The organism is Candidatus Tisiphia endosymbiont of Myopa tessellatipennis (assembly GCF_964031105.1).
Taxonomy (GTDB): Bacteria; Pseudomonadota; Alphaproteobacteria; order Rickettsiales; family Rickettsiaceae; genus Tisiphia.
In genome coordinates this window covers 823,998-841,774 of the sequence record NZ_OZ035005.1, presented here as the reverse complement: position 1 = coordinate 841,774, position 17,777 = coordinate 823,998, and the positions used below count along the sequence as shown (strand labels likewise).

Annotated in this window: 20 protein-coding genes; 9 read left to right on the top strand and 11 right to left on the bottom strand. The window is 31.9% G+C overall.

The window, feature by feature from the left end:
• Nucleotides 1-50 precede the first annotated feature (50 nt).
• The gene (locus tag AAHN03_RS04170; RefSeq protein WP_342278245.1) at nt 51-767 is read right to left on the bottom strand and encodes an OmpW family outer membrane protein; all 717 of its coding nucleotides are present in this window, start codon (nt 765-767) and stop codon (nt 51-53) included.
• A 178-nt stretch (nt 768-945) separates the two neighbouring features.
• Between AAHN03_RS04170 and AAHN03_RS04165 the strand changes: the two genes are divergently transcribed.
• From AAHN03_RS04165 to tyrS, 8 genes are all read left to right on the top strand, one after another.
• Entirely contained in the window at nt 946-1,833 is an 888-nt protein-coding gene (locus AAHN03_RS04165; protein ID WP_341762598.1) for a DMT family transporter, read from the top strand.
• A gap of 204 nt (nt 1,834-2,037) precedes the next feature.
• A complete protein-coding gene (locus AAHN03_RS04160; RefSeq protein WP_342278244.1) occupies nt 2,038-2,283 on the top strand; it encodes a type II toxin-antitoxin system prevent-host-death family antitoxin in 246 nt (81 codons plus the stop codon).
• Between the two features lie 397 nt (nt 2,284-2,680).
• Nucleotides 2,681-3,931: an MFS transporter gene (locus AAHN03_RS04155; RefSeq protein WP_342279180.1), complete on the top strand. Its 1,251-nt coding sequence runs from the start codon at nt 2,681-2,683 to the stop codon at nt 3,929-3,931.
• A 486-nt stretch (nt 3,932-4,417) separates the two neighbouring features.
• Nucleotides 4,418-4,759, top strand: coding sequence for a hypothetical protein (locus AAHN03_RS07665; protein WP_410521322.1), 342 nt, complete (start codon nt 4,418-4,420; stop codon nt 4,757-4,759).
• A 27-nt stretch (nt 4,760-4,786) separates the two neighbouring features.
• Complete coding sequence (locus AAHN03_RS04145; protein WP_342278243.1) at nt 4,787-5,080, top strand: hypothetical protein; 294 nt, start codon at nt 4,787-4,789, stop codon at nt 5,078-5,080.
• 320 nt (nt 5,081-5,400) lie between these two features.
• Nucleotides 5,401-5,637 (top strand): GapR family DNA-binding domain-containing protein, encoded by a 237-nt coding sequence (locus AAHN03_RS04140; RefSeq protein ID WP_341762604.1) that lies wholly within the window; start codon nt 5,401-5,403, stop codon nt 5,635-5,637.
• Nucleotides 5,638-5,653: 16 nt separating this feature from the next.
• Nucleotides 5,654-6,559 carry a protein translocase subunit SecF gene (secF, locus tag AAHN03_RS04135; RefSeq protein WP_342278242.1) on the top strand — a complete coding sequence of 302 codons (906 nt, stop codon included), beginning with the start codon at nt 5,654-5,656 and terminating at the stop codon, nt 6,557-6,559.
• A gap of 110 nt (nt 6,560-6,669) precedes the next feature.
• Nucleotides 6,670-7,905 (top strand): tyrosine--tRNA ligase, encoded by a 1,236-nt coding sequence (gene tyrS / locus AAHN03_RS04130; RefSeq protein ID WP_341761554.1) that lies wholly within the window; start codon nt 6,670-6,672, stop codon nt 7,903-7,905.
• Nucleotides 7,906-8,243: 338 nt separating this feature from the next.
• Here the strand turns inward: tyrS and lptB are convergent, their stop codons facing one another.
• From lptB to AAHN03_RS04085, 10 genes are all read right to left on the bottom strand, one after another.
• Nucleotides 8,244-8,981, bottom strand: coding sequence for an LPS export ABC transporter ATP-binding protein (gene lptB / locus AAHN03_RS04125; protein ID WP_375331475.1), 738 nt, complete (start codon nt 8,979-8,981; stop codon nt 8,244-8,246).
• A gap of 23 nt (nt 8,982-9,004) precedes the next feature.
• Nucleotides 9,005-9,376, bottom strand: coding sequence for an LptA/OstA family protein (locus tag AAHN03_RS04120; RefSeq protein ID WP_342278241.1), 372 nt, complete (start codon nt 9,374-9,376; stop codon nt 9,005-9,007).
• Between the two features lie 76 nt (nt 9,377-9,452).
• Nucleotides 9,453-10,085, bottom strand: coding sequence for an LPS export ABC transporter periplasmic protein LptC (gene lptC, locus AAHN03_RS04115; protein ID WP_342278240.1), 633 nt, complete (start codon nt 10,083-10,085; stop codon nt 9,453-9,455).
• A gap of 85 nt (nt 10,086-10,170) precedes the next feature.
• Nucleotides 10,171-11,127 (bottom strand): KpsF/GutQ family sugar-phosphate isomerase, encoded by a 957-nt coding sequence (locus AAHN03_RS04110; RefSeq protein ID WP_342278239.1) that lies wholly within the window; start codon nt 11,125-11,127, stop codon nt 10,171-10,173.
• A gap of 243 nt (nt 11,128-11,370) precedes the next feature.
• Nucleotides 11,371-11,979, bottom strand: coding sequence for an outer membrane protein (locus tag AAHN03_RS04105; protein ID WP_342278238.1), 609 nt, complete (start codon nt 11,977-11,979; stop codon nt 11,371-11,373).
• Nucleotides 11,980-12,315: 336 nt separating this feature from the next.
• Nucleotides 12,316-13,014 (bottom strand): adhesin, encoded by a 699-nt coding sequence (locus AAHN03_RS04100; protein WP_342278237.1) that lies wholly within the window; start codon nt 13,012-13,014, stop codon nt 12,316-12,318.
• A 547-nt stretch (nt 13,015-13,561) separates the two neighbouring features.
• Nucleotides 13,562-13,867 carry an RNHCP domain-containing protein gene (locus AAHN03_RS07660; protein WP_341761560.1) on the bottom strand — a complete coding sequence of 102 codons (306 nt, stop codon included), beginning with the start codon at nt 13,865-13,867 and terminating at the stop codon, nt 13,562-13,564.
• 166 nt (nt 13,868-14,033) lie between these two features.
• Nucleotides 14,034-14,813, bottom strand: a complete 780-nt coding sequence (gene xth, locus AAHN03_RS04095; RefSeq protein ID WP_342278236.1) for an exodeoxyribonuclease III — start codon at nt 14,811-14,813, stop codon at nt 14,034-14,036.
• A 207-nt stretch (nt 14,814-15,020) separates the two neighbouring features.
• A complete protein-coding gene (locus AAHN03_RS04090; protein ID WP_341761690.1) occupies nt 15,021-15,488 on the bottom strand; it encodes a DUF2269 domain-containing protein in 468 nt (155 codons plus the stop codon).
• On the bottom strand, nt 15,488-16,780 hold the full coding sequence (locus AAHN03_RS04085) for an SDR family oxidoreductase (RefSeq protein ID WP_342278235.1): 1,293 nt from the start codon (nt 16,778-16,780) through the stop codon (nt 15,488-15,490). The genes AAHN03_RS04090 and AAHN03_RS04085 overlap by 1 nt, the downstream gene beginning before the upstream one ends.
• Before the next feature lie 291 nt (nt 16,781-17,071).
• On the opposite strand from AAHN03_RS04085, the gene AAHN03_RS04080 reads away from it, so the two are divergent.
• Nucleotides 17,072-17,746 carry a bifunctional (p)ppGpp synthetase/guanosine-3',5'-bis(diphosphate) 3'-pyrophosphohydrolase gene (locus AAHN03_RS04080; protein WP_342278234.1) on the top strand — a complete coding sequence of 225 codons (675 nt, stop codon included), beginning with the start codon at nt 17,072-17,074 and terminating at the stop codon, nt 17,744-17,746.
• The last annotated feature ends 31 nt before the right edge of the window (nt 17,747-17,777 follow it).

Below are 17,777 nucleotides of genomic sequence, written 5' to 3'. Positions count from 1 at the left end.
CTCTTCTAACTAATAAGTCAACTTTCAATTTCTCGCTTAATTAGGTCAGGCTAAAACCTAAAACCAATACCTACTGCAATCATTAACGGATTAAATCTTACTTTAGATGATATAGGTTGTTTTATTAAACTATTTTTATAATCAACTTTGGTCTTAAGAAAATACTGCCTTACATCTAAGTTAATCAATGTATCATCCTTAGCATATAAGTCAACCCCGATCTGTAATACAGCACCGTGACCATTTTTGACTGTACATCCTTTAGATTTACTGAACATATAAGCTCCATGATAACCAACGCCAACATAAGGTCTAATAGCACCAAAGGGAGCTATATGATATTGTCCCGTGACAGTCAGGGGAATCATATAAAGATCTTTTCTCTTACCAACATCTGCTGGATTACCACCATAATTATAAGCCACATTTTTTAAACTATTATTTTTAGTACGTAATACATTAAAACCTAAAGATAACTCTGCAGCAACATTACTAGCAAAGAATATTGATGTAGAAGCATCAAAACCGTAACCATTTTCAACAAAATTACCAATCGATACTGGGCTTGCGGCGGTAGCCTTAGGAAAGCCTTTTTGCTTTGCACTAGATTTTATCCCCCCCCCTCTTATTTTAAAAACAAGATTACCTTCATTTTCATAATAATCGGCATCATAGTCATTATTAGTTAAATCAGAATTAGCAAAGCTAGAGATACTTACACAACTTACCAACAGCAATATTCCAAATTTTTTCGTGACTTTTATCATAACTATAAACCTTTGCTTGCTTTAAATATATTGCTGTATTATATATATTCTTTCTTATTTGGAAATCAAATTGATAATAAGATTTTTAAACTTGTTCAACATTAGTGACACTATAACACTAAATATAGAAAACACTAATACAAAAAATATAAAAAAATAACGAATTAAGGTCTATACAATGAATAATAAATTAAAAACTTATTTTGTTGGTATTAGTTGGTTTATATTAAGCTTGGTAAGTAGTGCAACTAATGACATAACAGCAAAATATCTTGGACTTAGGCTACATAGTTTTGAGGTGACTAGTTTTCGCTTTTTCTTTAGTGCTTTAATTCTTGTCCCTTTTATTTTATATTATGGGAAACAGACTCTTAAAACTAATCGTCCTTTTATACATATTGCAAGAGGGGTTTTATTGTTTTTTGCAATGACGTGTTGGATTTATGGTCTCAGTATTGCCCCCGTGACTACTGCTACAGTTATTGGTTTTGCTACACCTTTATTTACTCTAGTTCTAGCAGTTTTTTTCTTAAATGAGAATATTATTTGGCAAAGATGGGCAGCAACTTTATTTGGTTTTATTGGTATTGTTATTACCCTGAAACCTCATGCTAGTGACTTTAATCCACAGATATTAATTTTTGTCTTAGCTTCTGTAGCTTTTGCAATGTTAGATATTATCAATAAGAAATTTGTAGTAAAAGAATCAATGATTAGTATGCTATTTTATTCTGCTCTAGTAACATCTTTAGTATCAATACCACCATCAATAATGTATTGGCAAACACCTACCAGTTCAGAATTTATTTTGTTATTTACCTTAGGAGCTGGGGGTAGTTTAATCTTATTTTTCTTATTAAAGGCTTTCTCTCTAGTTGATGCCACTGCCACCGCCCCTTATAGATATTTAGAGTTAATAATTTCAGCATCAGCTGGATATCTTGTGTTTAATGAAATACCTGAAAACAGTACTTTATACGGAGCATTGATAATAATACCTGCAACATTGTTTATAATATATTCTGAGAAAGGAAATATAACACAAAATGATAAAGCTACTGCATGAAGAAATACTAGCAATGCTTGTTTTCTTCAAACATTTTGTTGAAATGATATTGAATGTACAATATCATGTACTAGTTATGTATATATACTCAAATGATTTGGAGAATTGGATTTGCAAATAAGGGGCGAACAGAGCGTACACGAGTCCTTGATATTTTCAAAAAACAATCCTTCAAAGCGAGTATACTTATAAGGAAGATAAATTATGAACGTACAGACAATATCGGTAGCAAGGGCTAATTTATTTAGGCTTGTACAAGAAACAAACGAAACACATAAGCCAGTATATTTAAAAGGTAAGGATTATGATGCAGTGCTACTATCTAAAGAAGATTATGAATCTTTGCAAGCAACATTAGAATTATATTTTATACCTGGATTAGTTAAGGAAATACTAAAAGCTCGGCAAGAACCTTTGGATGAGTGCTTAAATGAAGATGATATGAATTAATGTCATTGTACAATTTGAAATTTACTAAAAAATCATTTAAAGATTTCCAAAAGTTAAAGTCAGAAAAGCTTGATAATAAGGCTAGAAAACTATGGACTGAATTAAAAAATAATCCAAGACCTGTCAGCAGTGAAAAACTCGTAGGCAACTTAAAAGGTTGCTATTCTCTAAGAATTAATATCAAACATAGATTGATATACTGCTCGTAAATGAAGAGTTGGGTAGACGAAGGTCAACTTCAAGAAGAGCTAGGAGTGTCAAAGTCGAACTGCTAGGCGTACATTAGTACGTGAGTAGCGAAGATCTTTGGTCGCGGGAACGCCAATTCTTGAAGTTCACCGAGTATATGTTGCTAACAAGCGTTCTAACCCTTGATAGCCAAAAAATAATAAAAAATATGAATAAACGTAAGTTGGTTTTTGCAAGCGGTGTAGCAAATGCATTTGAGTGGTATGATTACGCACTATTTGGTTACTTTGCTCCTATAATAGGGGCAAAGTTCTTTCCTAGATCAAGTCCTAGCTCGTCTTTATTGCACGCTTTTTTGGTATTTGCTATCGGTTATTTAATGAGACCAATAGGTGGGGTATTTTTTGGGGTACTGGGAGATCGTTTTGGTAGAAAGACTGCTCTAAGTACATCTATATTTTGTATGTCTCTGCCAACGGCACTAATTGGCATATTACCAACTTATGACAATATAGGTGTTACCGCAACTATATTAATGATTCTACTTCGGATGCTGCAAGGTTTATCAATGGGCGGAGTACTTACTGGCTCAATTGCATTTGCTATTGAACATACAGGTAAGGTGCATCGTGGCTTTACTGGTAGTATACCAATGTCCAGTATTTGTATTGGCATATTATTTGGATCAGTCATTTCACAGCTTATACAAAGCCTTTTATCAGCACAACAATTTAATGATTGGGGGTGGAGAATACCATTTTTATTAGGAATTTTTATTTTATTTGCTGGACTTTATATAAAAAAATATACCAGTGAAACCCCTAGTTTTCAAAGTATAAAAGAAGATGGTGGGATTTTAAAATCTCCTCTAAAAAAAGTTATCTCTGTATATTGGATTGATATGTTAATATCAATCTTCATCAATTCTACAGGTTCAGTAATATTCTATCTACAAGCTACTTATCTAATGTCATTTTTGAGGATAAATCGTGGTTTTACCGATGACCAAGTTAGCAATTTAGCTAATTATTGTTATATAATCATGGCTATTGTTACTTTATGTTCTGGCTATTTATCTGATGTAATTGGTCGAAAGAAAATTTTTGTGATTAATTTACTGGTAATTATTTTAGTTATCCCTTTTTTAATGAATGTAATTGAAACTGGAGAATTTTGTTTTATAATTATATCTCAAATCGTATTATCAATTTTAGCTGCTTGTTATATTGGTCCTGAACCTGCACTGCAAGCTGAATTTTATCCAACCAATATCAGAAATACTGCTTTATCATTGTCTTATAATACAGCAACCAGTATTTTTGGTGGTACAACACCTTTAATACTAGAATATCTTGTACAAAAAACTGGTACTATTACTTCATCTATTTATTATGTAATTGCTTGTGCTATTTCAAGCCTAATAGCTCTTTGTTTTTATAAGGATCGTTCAAGAGGGTAACAACTAATACACGAATTTGGGATAAGAATTAGTCAATTCTTATCCCAAATTCGGTGAAATTATCGAAACAATCAGATTTGAGACGGCTCTGCATCTGATTGTTAAATTAATATTTTGCTAAAAACATGATTTTAATCTTTTAAAATCATGTTTTTAGCTTTAGAAAGGTTTAAAATGCATTCGCGTTAGCCGCTTTAAGAATGCATTTTTCCTTATATTAAAGCCAATTCGTGATAAGAATTAACTAATCCTTATTCCGAATTCATACAATAAAAAAAACCATGATAAATATAACATGATCAGTTATATATAGTGGTAGGATGGGTAAACTGTATCCCGAATTGAAGCTTTGAATTTTAAAGACTTCGTACCTCAGCAAAGACCCATCCTGTTTGGATAAAGACTACGAACGGATGTCATAAGGTTTAAACCTTGCGTATGAGTATGTAGCATATCCTATTATTAATATAAATCATGAGACTCTATATGGCAACAACTTATATTGGTGTGGACGTTAGTAAAAAAACTTTAAGTATCTATATGCCAGCTACCAACAAGGCTTTTGAAGTTACCAATGATCAACATGGCTTTACTACTATACTTAGCACTATTAATAAATACTATCCTGTCTTATCTGAGTTAATTGTTGTCTTTGAACCTACTGGTGGATATGAACATAACTTAAGAGAATTTTTAAAAATAGACTTATTTCGAAACTCGCTTATGCTGAGGGATTTGAAGGAGACGCGGAACGCAGAACCGCAGCGTACTCTAATGTACGTAAGGATTCGAGTACCGCATCGACGTACAAATCACCAGCAGAAGTAGAGTTTCGAAATAAGTCTAATAAATAAATTGCCTTTTGCTACAGTACACCCTAATAAAGTGCGTAGTTATGCTAAAGCTAAAGGATGGCTTGCTAAAACTGATAATATCGATAGTAAATTGTTGCATGATTATGCAACGTGCTTTGCTTTACCAGTGAATGTTACTTATGATAGTAATAGTCAACAACAGTTACATGCTTTATTAAAAAGAAGAGAACAATTATTAGTATTTAAGAATCAAGAAATTGCTAGGCAGGATACTGAGTTTAATGCGGTCGTCATTTTATCTTTGAACCAGCATCTTTTATGCACTCTATTGTAAAAAATAATTCTTCTTGGAATGAAAATTTATGTTAAGTTACTATTTTTTATTGACTTCCATTACGGATGCTGGGGTAACTAATCTAAAAATTTTTCTAGCATTTATAGCAAAATTATCTATAAATTACTTAGTGGCTTGATAAAATAATATATACTAGCCATATTATACTCAAATGATTTGGAGAATTGGATTTGAAAATGAATGGTGAGCAAGCGGAACGTACATATAGTACGTGAGCATGCGAATCCATGACATTTTCAAATCCAATTCTTCAAATCATTTGAGTATACAATTTTTGATAAACAATAAACTTGAATTTTATGACAGAAGTGATAGCTAAAGAACAATTAGAACAATATATAAATCAAATAGAAGGACTTGAACAAGAGAAAGCTGAATTATCTGAAGCAATAAAAGATATATTTGATGCAGCTAGCTCTAGTGGCTTTGATACCAAGGCTATGAAGTCGGTGTTAAAATTAAAAAAACTTGATAAAAATAAGCTAGCTGAACAAGATGCAATCTTAGAATTGTATAGACAAGCTCTCGGTATATAAATTAAAGAATTCAATAATGCAATTATATCCATTAAGGCTTTTACCTGATAAAATCAACTTTGATTTTATCAGATTTAAAAAAGTAAGTTATACGATATCCATTATTTTATCTCTTGTAAGTATTATTTGGATAGGGATTTACAAATTTAATTTTGGTATTGATTTTGCTGGTGGGATTGTTATAGAAGTGCGGCTTGATCAAGACCCTGATTTAACCAAAATGCGTGAAGTACTTAATAACCTTAAGATTGGTGAAGTAGTATTGCAAAATTTTGGTAATCAGCATGATTTGTCAATACGAGTTGGCAGTAATAGTGAAGATACTTTAATGCAAAATATTGATCTTATCAAATCAACTTTAAAAAACCAATTTCCTTATAAATTTGAGTACCGTAAAGTAGATTTTGTTGGTCCACAAGTTGGTACTCAACTGATAAAATCAGGAATAACGGCACTAATTCTTTCGTTTCTTGCCATAATGGTTTACACTTGGGTTAGATTTGAGTGGTATTTTGGGCTTGGTATACTTGTAGCTTTGTTACATGACGCCATACTAAGCTTAGGTTTCATGAGTGTAATGAGGCTAGACTTTAATTTAAGCTCCATAGCTGCTATTCTTACCATAATAGGTTATTCTGTGAATGATTCAGTAGTTATCTATGATAGAATCAGAGAAAATTTACGTAAATCACATAAGAAAGTAATGCCACAAATTATTAATCTGAGTATTAATGAAACTCTGTCTAGAACTATTCTAACAGTTGTTACAACCTTACTCGCAAACCTAGCTTTGGTAATATTTGGTGGGGAAGCTATTTATAGTTTTAGTGTATTAGTGTTTTTTGGTATAATAGTTGGTACATATTCATCTATTTTTATATCTGCTCCTATATTGACCTACTTCAAAAACTTGAAGAATTGATAAATCAATTTTCAAGTTTTTGGATAAAAGTTGAGTGGCAAAATTGAAGTAGAGGTCTTCAATTCTGCTACAAAATAATAATAAATATTAAAAAAAAATTAGTTTTAAAAATGTTTATTAAAGATTTTGATAGTAAAGGTTTTCTATATCAATGTACTGATTTAGAAAAACTAACAGAGCTAATGAAAAACAGCAAAATCTCTGCTTATATTGGTTTTGATTGTACAGCACAATCTTTACATGTAGGTAGTCTGATGCAAATTATGATACTGCGTTTATTGCAACAATATGGTCATAAGCCAATAGTACTCCTAGGAGGGGCAACTAGTAAAATTGGTGATCCTACTGGTAAAGATGAAGCAAGGAAATCTTTAACAAAAGAAGAAATTGCCCAAAATGCTGAAGGTATAAAAAAATCATTATCAAAATTTATTAAATTTGGTACTGGGGAAAATGATGCAATATTAGTTGATAATTCAAATTGGCTAGAATCGTTAAATTACTTAGATTTTCTTCGCAATTTTGGTAGTTTTTTTTCTGTGAATCGTATGTTATCTATGGACTCTGTAAAATTACGTTTAGAGAGAGAGCAACATATGAGTTTCTTAGAATTTAATTATATGTTGCTACAAGCCTACGATTTTTATCATTTAAATAAACTATATGGTTGTTCTTTACAAATAGGTGGTAGTGACCAGTGGGGTAATATAGTAATGGGCGTTGATTTTACAAGGAAACTAACAGGTAATGAAGTCTTTGGTATGACTACTCCCTTACTAACAACTGCTTCTGGCAACAAAATGGGCAAGTCTGTTGGTGGAGCTGTGTGGCTAAATGAGGATATGTTAAGCCCGTACAATTATTATCAATATTGGCGGAATTGTGAAGATCAAGATGTGGTCAAGTTCGCAAAATTATATAGTGAGTTAGGAGAAGATGCCATGCAAGAGTTTATCTTACTTAGTGCATCTGATATTAATAGTGCCAAAAAGCAATTAGCCTTTAATTTAACTAAACTTTGTCATGGTAAAGAGGCAGCTATGATAGCTTTAGAAACAGCTACCAAGCTTTTTGAACAAGGAGAAATTGATTGCAATTTACCAACTATTTATCTAGAACAGGGGAGGTTAGCTCTAGGTATTCCAGCATATGAGTTACTTTATGAAGCAGGTCTTGCTAAATCAAAATCCGAAGGACGTCGGTTGATTAGAGGGGCTGGAGCAAAAATCAATAATCAATTAATCCAAGACGAAAACATGGTTATTGATTTGATCTTTATGCAGGACAACCAAGTTATTAAGATATCCGTAGGTAAGAAAAAATATGTGTTGATCAGGTTGACATAATAGTAAGCTAAAAAATATCTACTTCTGCTGGTAATTTTTTCATGTATAGATATCCTGTAAAATGACTCCTGTTTAAATTGAACTTAATTTATTTTTGAAGCTGTTCTTTCTGAACTTTGACTTCGTTCTAAAATAATGAAGTATACTGCTCGTAAATGAAGAGTTGATAGACGATAGAATCAAAATCATGATAGTAGCAGGAATTACCAAGTCGAGGTGTAACCGTTCACGAGTATTTAAGTTTTGAAAGAAAATAGTTGAAAATAGGTATAAGATTGTAAGTTATAGGATAGATAATTTAAAGTGTATGGTTACCTACAATTACAGTATGTCTATTATTACAAACAAAAAGATTGCCCTAGATATACTTCCTTTACTTGATAGCTTGTGGCTATTTCTTGTGGAGTTCCTTCTAATAGGACTTTTCCTTCGTAAATAACATAGGCTCTGTCAACTATATTAAGAGTATCTCTAACATTGTGATCGGTAATTAGGATGCCGATATTGCGGTTACGTAAGTGAACAATCAAATTTTTAAGATCCTCAATTGCTAAAGGATCAATGCCTGCAAGTGGTTCGTCAAGCATAATAAATTTGGGATCTAGTGCTATTGTTCTTGCGATTTCTAGCCTACGTCTTTCTCCGCCGGATAGTCCTATTGCTGGCATGTCTTTTAGATGAAGAATAGAAAATTCTTTAAGCAAATCTAATGTTTTTTGTTCGATAATTTCTTGGTCATTTTCTAAAACCTCTAGCATTAATCTAATATTATCTCCTACAGATAGCCCACGGAAAATTGATGGTTCTTGAGGAAGATAGCTAAAGCCAAACCTAGCTCTTAAATAAATTGGTAAATGAGTAATATCATGATCATTATAAAATAATGCTCCACTATCTGGTTTGGTAAGTCCTATAATAATACTAAAACAGGTAGTTTTACCTGCACCGTTTGGACCAAAAAGACCAACTATTTCTCCTGTTTTTAATTGAAGAGATACGTCGTTTAGGATCACTCTCTTATTATAAGATTTTGAAATACTACTTACTTGTAATTTCTCTATTATTAAACGCGGCATACTTTAAAAAATTTCTTACATAACTAATTTTTTGATTTGGTATAATCTATATTATTGAGTTCCGTATAATATACTAGTTTGTCAGTTTTTATAATACCATCCTTATTCTGTACTATTACATCACCAAGCAGTACTAGTTCTTTTCTTTCTACAAAATATTTTGCAGAAGTAGCAGTTAGTAACTCTTGACCATTATTCCTCTTAGCAGTCAATCTTGACGGTATGGAAATGTAATCAATAGTTTTTTTATTATCAACTGTTTTATAAAAAATTTCTAAATTAGTTGTTTTTACCATCATATCATCAAACCACAAAATCACCTCTCCTGTAAAACAAGCTTGATTCTTAGTTTGATCAATTACTAAATTGTCAGAATAAATATATAATCTATCCATACTCGAATGTTTTGAGTATTTCCCATAGGCTACGGATGAACTTATGATTAGAAAAAACAATACATAGCAAATTATGCTAAAAATCCGATACATCAATAACCGTCGATACATTACCTTTGAAATTTATAATATCATTATCATGTGTAGCACTAAATTTATTAGAAGTAATCTTACAATTTTTATAAAATAATACCACCCCTGTGTTACTATATGTTTCTTTATTTATTAGATTCAGTTGGGCTTCTTGTGCTTTTAATGTGCTTTCTCCTAAAAAAAACTGTACATCATTTTTTAATTTTAACATATGACTATTCTCATTTAATATACCATTTTTTGCACTGATCACTAAGTCTTTGTTGTCATTTATTTTATATGTAGCATTAATTTCTTCTAGTTTATATTGATTACCTAAAGTCCTAACTGCTTGCACAGCCTGAATCTGGTAAGGATTTAAGTTTTTATTGAACCCCTTAAAAATTGAATTTGAAATTTTTATTTCATAATCTTTATCATTTGGATTAAAAGCACTATTGCTACTATTATCCTCCGTTGATTTTGAATTATTACTGATAGGATTTAAATTTATATAAATAAAATATAAGGTTAATACTATTCCTAAACAAGATAATATCTTTGATAGACTAATTGAACGTCTATAAGATGAAATGATAGCACTACTACCTTTATCTATGAAGGGAATCTTAACCATAATATTGCCAACATTATACGCGAATTTAGGATAAGAATTAATTAATTCTTATCTAGAATTGGGGTAACATTATCATGAACATTTATCAGCTGATTCCTGCCCTAAGTAAGTCATGTATATGAACAATACCAATCACTATATTATTTTCAGTTACTGGTATGCTAGTAATTGATTTACTATTCATTACACCTAAAGCCTCTCCCGCTAATTTCGAAGGAGAAATTTGTTTTGGGTTAGAAGTCATTACATCGCTTGCATACTTCATATCTATTTTATCATTAATATGTCTACGCAAATCTCCATCTGTTATAATACCAACCAAACTCAAATCTTTATCTACCACTATAGCACATCCAAGACTTTTTTGATTCATAACCAATATAGTATCGGTAAATGAGGTATCAGCATATACTAAAGGCAACTGATCTTTCACTCGCATTAAGCTCTCTACCTTTATAAGATTCGCTCCAATCTTTCCTCCAGGATGATACAGCCGAAAATCATCTTCAGAAAAGCCTCGTGCTTCATGTACAGAAGTGGTAAGTGCATCTCCAAGAGATAACATCATTACTGAAGAAGTTGTTGGAGCGGCAATATAAGATGCTTCATTGATTCTTGGTATTAATAATAGGAAATCGCTATTGATTGCTATAGTAGAGTTGGCATTCATAGTCATGGCAATTATTTTTATAGAAAATCTCTTACAATATTTCATTATATCAAATAATTCTTTTGTTTCCCCTGAATTAGACAGCATGAATACTACATCATTGTCAGTTACCATACCAAGATCACCGTGGCTAGCCTCAGCTGGGTGCAGATAAAAAGCAGCCGTACCGGTAGAAGCAAAACTTGCTGCTATTTTATGAGCTATATAACCACTCTTTCCTATACCGGTTAAAATAATCCTCCCTTTATAATTAATTATATAATCTACTATATTGTTAAAATCACTAGGAATATTATTAGATAATTCAACTAATGCAGCAGACTCTTTTAATATAACCCTTTTGGCAACATCACAATGGTATGGTATTTTCATATAGTGTCCGAATTATTCAATGATGTTATTCCACAACTGTTGAAAGTTAAAAAATCGTCTATTAGCGAAGTGCTGTTGTAAGGCTTAAAGCGTCATTGCGAGGAGTCACGAAAAAGCGGCGACGCGGCAATCCAAGTACGCGAAGCGTTACTCTAAAAAAACAGCTTCGCTGTTTACCTAGATCGCCACGGCATCTAAAGAGCCTTGCTATGACGATTATAGAAAAATGTAGGGTACTAGATATTACACATCAAACCTGACGCCGAGTGATACATTATGACCTTTATATGCTAATGACTTAATATGACTTTTTATTTCTTTTGTGCTACCAAAATCTTTCCAACTATAAGCTGCTTCAACTTTTACTCCTAGGGCTAACTTTGTAGCAGCTCCAAGAGTAAGCTGGTAGACTAGGTTGTTTTTTTTACCACTAGAAACTGATACACCATTATTCTTAGTAATTTGGTTTTTTAGTTGACCAACTCCAGCACCAGCACCGACAAAAAATTCACAAATACTTATATCAACAATATCCACATAACCATTAAGCATTAAAGTAGCAATTTGAGGCTTAATTTTTGAGTCTGTACCGGCAAAAGAATGCTTAGATTGATGATTAGCAATCCAAGCAAACATGAGATCAGTTCTAACATTATCTAGAATATAATAACCCAAACCTCCGCCAAGAAATATAGCGGTATTTTGCTTTAGTTTTTTATCATTTAACTTAATATTAGCCATTTTATTCGCCCCAACCTCTGCTTTCAAATAAAATTGATTTTCAATAGCCAAAGAGGAAACAGAGAATAAAAGTGAAATAGCTATAATCGTTACTAAGAGTAAATTTTTCATAATTCCATTTTTTAATTCACCTTACGTATAGCATTTAAAAATTGCAGAAAAGTACAAGACGTCTATTAGCGAGACCACGTAAGTGTAGTGGCAATCCACATTCATTAGATTGCTTCGTCGCTGCTCCTCGCAATGACGCTAGGCTGTTTTCCCTATGACTTTTAAATTGCCATGAGGGTTATGCGTAAGGTGAGTTTTTAATTTACAGTTTACTATAAATTAAACTAATCCGCTAGCTTATTTTCAAGATAACCCTACAAATAACAAAAGAAGAGGGTTACTAAAAGCCCTCTTCTTTTGTAGAACAAAAATAATAAATCTATAAATTATTTACTATTAGATATCAAATCTTAAGCCAGCCATTAAATTGTGACCTCTGTAAGCGGTTTTAGACATTTTTTCAGTCTCCTTCTTATCTTTATTTTTAGAATTTGTTTCTCCATAATCTCTCCAGCTATAGGCAAGCTCGACATTCACACCATCAGCCACATTAGCAGAAGCACCAACAGTTAACTGATAAGCAAAATTATTAGCGGGTTTCTTAGTGTTAGAGCTTGTCTCTCCCTTTTTATTGTCTTTAGTGAATTCCACAGTTAGCTTTTCTTTTACTTGAGCCATACCAATACCTGCTCCGGCAAAGAATTTAGCAAAACCTGCATCATACAAATCAACATAACCACTGAGCAACAATGACATCACTTGTCCTTTAGCTGTCGCTTTTTTAGCTGCGTCAGTCGAAGTTGCAGGGATAGAACCAGTAAATTCTGGGTTGACTAGGAAATCAAGTGTCAATTCTGCTCTAACATTATCCATGGCATAATAACCAGCACCAAGACCCAAAATCGCGTTAGTTTTAGATTTAAGTTTCAAGTTATCTTCTTTCTTTGTTTTAGAATTCTCAGAATTCATTTTCGTATTATTCAACTTAGTCGCACCACCTTCGGCTTTAATATAAAATTGTCCTACATCTGCAAAAGATGTAGCAGAAGTTAAAAGAGCCGTACTTGTAGCAGCGATTAAAAACAACTTTTTCATAATATTTCTCCTTAAATTATATAGACAAGAATCCCCTTATTAGATTCTCAAATAAGGTCCGTGAAACACAAATCTCTCCAAATCCCACTTAGACCACCTAGTTCGGTATATATAGCATACTATTTCCCTTAGGGCAAACTAAAAACTATTATGAGCATTAATCAATAGTGTTATAGAGATACTTTGTGGCAATAAAAACACATATATAGACTGATCTATAGCTAACCCGCAAATGTTTGAGCCATAGTAATGGTGATAGAATTTATGCCATTGCCCTGATATTACGCGAATTCAGGATAAGAATTTGTGAATTCTTATCCCAAATTCGGTAAAATTATAGAAACAATCAGATTTGAGACGACTCTGCATTTGATTGTTAAATTAATATTTTGCTAAAAACATGATTTTAAAAGATTAAAATCATGTTTTTAGCTTTAGAAAGGTTTAAAATGCATTCGCGTTAGCCGCTTTAAGAATGCATTTTTTCTTATATTAAAGCCAATTAGGGATAAGAATTAACTAATTCTTATCCCTAATTGGGGTATATTCAGGCATAACTGAAAACATCTAGCAAATTCTCTACGCTATCTGTGTTCGCAAGCTTGTTGTTTTTATATTCTCCACATTTAAGACATTTATGGGTTAGAATTATGCCCTTTTTACTATCGAGTTTATAGGAAACTGGCTGCATTAGTCCGTTACATCTAGAGGCTCTATCCCCAGGGTTAATATCCACATGCTTACTGTAGAAACATGTTGAACAATGGTTAGTATAGCCATTTCCTTGTACCGATTCACTACATATCTCACAAATAAAATCTTCTTTATTTCTGTAAAACCTTTTTGTAACCATTTTTTAACTTTTCTTAACTTTTTTTTGGCAATACATGCTATTTTTTTATACCCCCTACCTACGCAGGGAACACTCTAGGCTATTAAACCGATGTTTTACATCACCCCAATTTGGCATAAGAATTGACAAATTCTTATCCCGAATTCGCGTACATCGATATTTGAGGTTAACTAATGACAGCAACAACGGGTATATGATCAGAAGGCTTAATTTTTGTTCGTAAATTATAATGCATGTAGCAATCATTTAGATAATCTGCAACATTGCTTGATGCAAGTATCATATCAATACGCATACCTTTATTTTGTTCAAAGCAACCTGCTCTATAATCCCACCAAGAAAATTCTTGCTTAGTAGGATTTGATAATCTATATAAATCCTCAAAACTAGAATTTAAAATAATTCTCAGTCGTTGTTTTTCTTCACTAGTAAAACAAGTAGTATTTTGCAACTCTTTTGCGGAATATACGTCAATATCAAAAGGAGCAATATTAAAATCTCCTCCAACTATCACCTTAGTATCAAGAGATCTCTTGGATTCGAAGTAATTAATTAAATTGTCATAAAATTCTAATTTCATTTTAAATTTATCACTACCTACCAATGAACCGTTAGGTGCATATAATGAAGTGATACTACAAAAACCTATAGGAGTTTGTAGAGATATTTCTATAATCCGTGCTTGATTAGTACAATTAATACCCGGAAAGTCTTTTACCACTTCATCAGCTGGAAACTTTGATAAGATAGCCACACCATTATAGGATTTCTGACCATACACATAGAAATTATACGCTAGATCTGATAGTTCATCAAAAGGAAACTTATCAGTCTCACACTTGATTTCTTGTAACAAAACAATGTCTGGATCTACTTCTGTTAAAAAGTCCCGTAAATGTTGTAGTCTTATTCTTATAGAATTAATATTCCAAGTAGCTATTTTCATTTCTAATTCTTATCCCAAATTGGCTTTAATATTAGTAAATACACCTTCTCTACACGTCATTGCGAGCGAATGTACGTGAGCGTGGCAATCCATGAAGCTTGTCATATGGATTGCTTCGTCGACCTACGGCCTCCTCGCAATGACATGATTTAACAATCAGATGCAGAGCAGCCTCAAATCTGATTGTTTCGATAATTTCACCGAATTTTACATCGGCTTAAAAACCATTAAAAAGAAAATAATAACTAGGCTGATAAATGCTGGCCAGCCAAGATAAAACCATAAATTAAATAATTTATAATACTGTGCTGGTAATTGCTCATTATTTTTTAATGTTCTGACTGCAATATTCCGTAATTGTATTTGAATCCATACTACTGGTAGCCAACATGCTCCTGTAATAGCGTATCCTAAATAAGTTAAAACAAGCCATAAATCAAAGAAATCATATCCAACTATATTGATTAATATTATGCCGCTAATTGGTTGAATAATAGCACTAGTGGTAGTAAAGAGAAAATCGGCAATAACCGTAGTACGTGCTGCATAAACTTTGGCTGCTAAATCCCCGGTTTTATTCGCCCACCACATAAAAAAAGCAATACCAATACCTGTACCAAACAAAATAGTAGAGCTAATGATGTGAATAGTTTTGACGACAGAATACCAATCCATTATTTATCCTTTTCTATAGCAAGTAGGACAAGAGTAAGAAGTATTATGGGAATATTTTTAGTAAGTGACCCCAAGGGGTCTAGCCATAAATCAGGCTTAAGAAAGGTTAGAAAAAATGTATAAGCTAGCATTAATAAAATCTGTAGTATACATACTCCTATAATTCTTGGCTTGATCATCATCAGAGTTCCAAGAATTATATCAGCAAGACAGCTTGAATATAACATAACTTGTGCAATTTGCTTGCTAAATCCTAACTCTGTTATTATTTTCAGACCTCGTTCTGAAGTAAAAACTCCCGTAATGACGCCTGTCATAATCCAAAATAAACCTAAAATGATTTTTAATAGTGGTTTCAACAAAAAAAGTCTTGCATGCCATAGTGATTGGACAGTAAGAGGTTCAGTGGCTAATCCTTGCTCAAAACTTCTTGGAACGACAGAAGTAAAATTGATAAAGTCTTTCTTATCTGCAATATTCGGCTGTAATAACATATTATATGAAGTGCTATTAAGTGGTCCTATACTAAAAAAGTCTCCTAACTTAGCTGCAATTCTAATGAATATTAAAGGAATCTTTATTAGCCTAGCAGTGTCTAGACCAAGCCAGCTCCTAAAATTAATCAATATATCTTTTACTGTAACTATTTCTGAACCAACTATTTTTAATACTCTACAAATTTTTCCTTCTCTTTTAGTACAATTAACAACCACTTTAGTTAAGTCATCCATATGTATTGGTTGGAATTGTTGTGATCCATCTCCTATTAAAGGAATAAACCAAGGTAAAGCTGCAAGAGATCTAAATAATGAAGTGCCTCCATAACAACCACTTGTATACACAAGCGATGGTTGTAAAATCACCCAATCAATATTTTTTAAAGTTTTTAAATAATTGTCAATTTTTTTCTTTGTTATAGCATAGTCAGTAGTTTTCTCATTATCTATACCAAGAGCTGAAATATGAATAATTCTTTTTACTTTAGCTAAAATACATGCATCAAATAAAGCTTTTGAACCAAAGAAATGAACATTCTCTATTTTGTTGTTATTAGTTGAAGTTAACACTCCGGATACATTAATGACTACATCAATATTTTGTAAATTGTTAAGCCACTTTTGTTGATCAGTATCATTGTTAAAATCACAAGCTAAAATTTCTAGGTTAGGGAATTTTCTTTTAGTAGCTTTTATATCTCTAACTGCACAAACTACATCATGATTATCTTTTAATAACTCAGCGGTGATATATGAACCAATAAAACCATTAGCACCTACTACTAAAACTTTCACCCTATCCTCTCTATAACATAGCAAATTCAAATCAACTGATTGTATAATAACATAAAATAACTAAACACTAAGTACATTAATCTCAATTCGATATAAAAATTATTTAACAAATTATATCATTTGGAAGCTCTTTCTTATTTATAAATTAATAATTTGATCTTGACAGGGTAATAGTTTTTATTAATATTACAGGTATATTCGATGCTTTTGAAGAATTGCCTTCGTAAATACTTGCGAATTCTTGATAGTAAAGTATATATAATAATCTAAATCAATAATTAAAGTAACAGTATGCATTTTATGTTATACGAGGATATTGATAATTTACACAATATCACTGATATTATTAGTACTAAATTGCAAGAGAATTTTATAGTAGCAAAGATATCTTGCAGATTAAAAGACCCTTATTCTATCGTAAAGAAGTTGGTAAGAAAAGGTATTGGTTTTTATCAATTAACTGACCTCATTGCTTTTAGAATTATAGTTGATACGCTAGAAGACTGCTATAAAGTACTGGATATTATTAATGATATATATCCTAGTAACCATGAAAAATATAAAGACTATATTGTTAATCCCAAAGATAACGGCTATAGTTCCTTGCATATTGTGACTACTATTGGTACATCTAGACGTAATGTGGAAATACAAGTACGGACTAGTCAAATGCATGATATAGCAGAGTTTGGCATCGCTAATCATGGTGAATATAAAGAAGCACAAGAAGCAAGGATAAAAAAATTATTTTCTCCAAAATTACTTAATATAATTGTTCTTCACATCGGACTAAATAATTTATATAAACTTTTTGAACAATTTAATTGGACTATGTCTGAACTGGTTGCTTACGAACAAGAAATTAAAAATTTTTGGGATAATTTTCAAGATAACTTGCAAACAATACAAGAACAATTTATAAAAGAAATAAATAATATAGAACCGTTAGAGAGAAATTTTATCTAATTAATCCAAGGTTGGCGGTTGGCTATAGTCA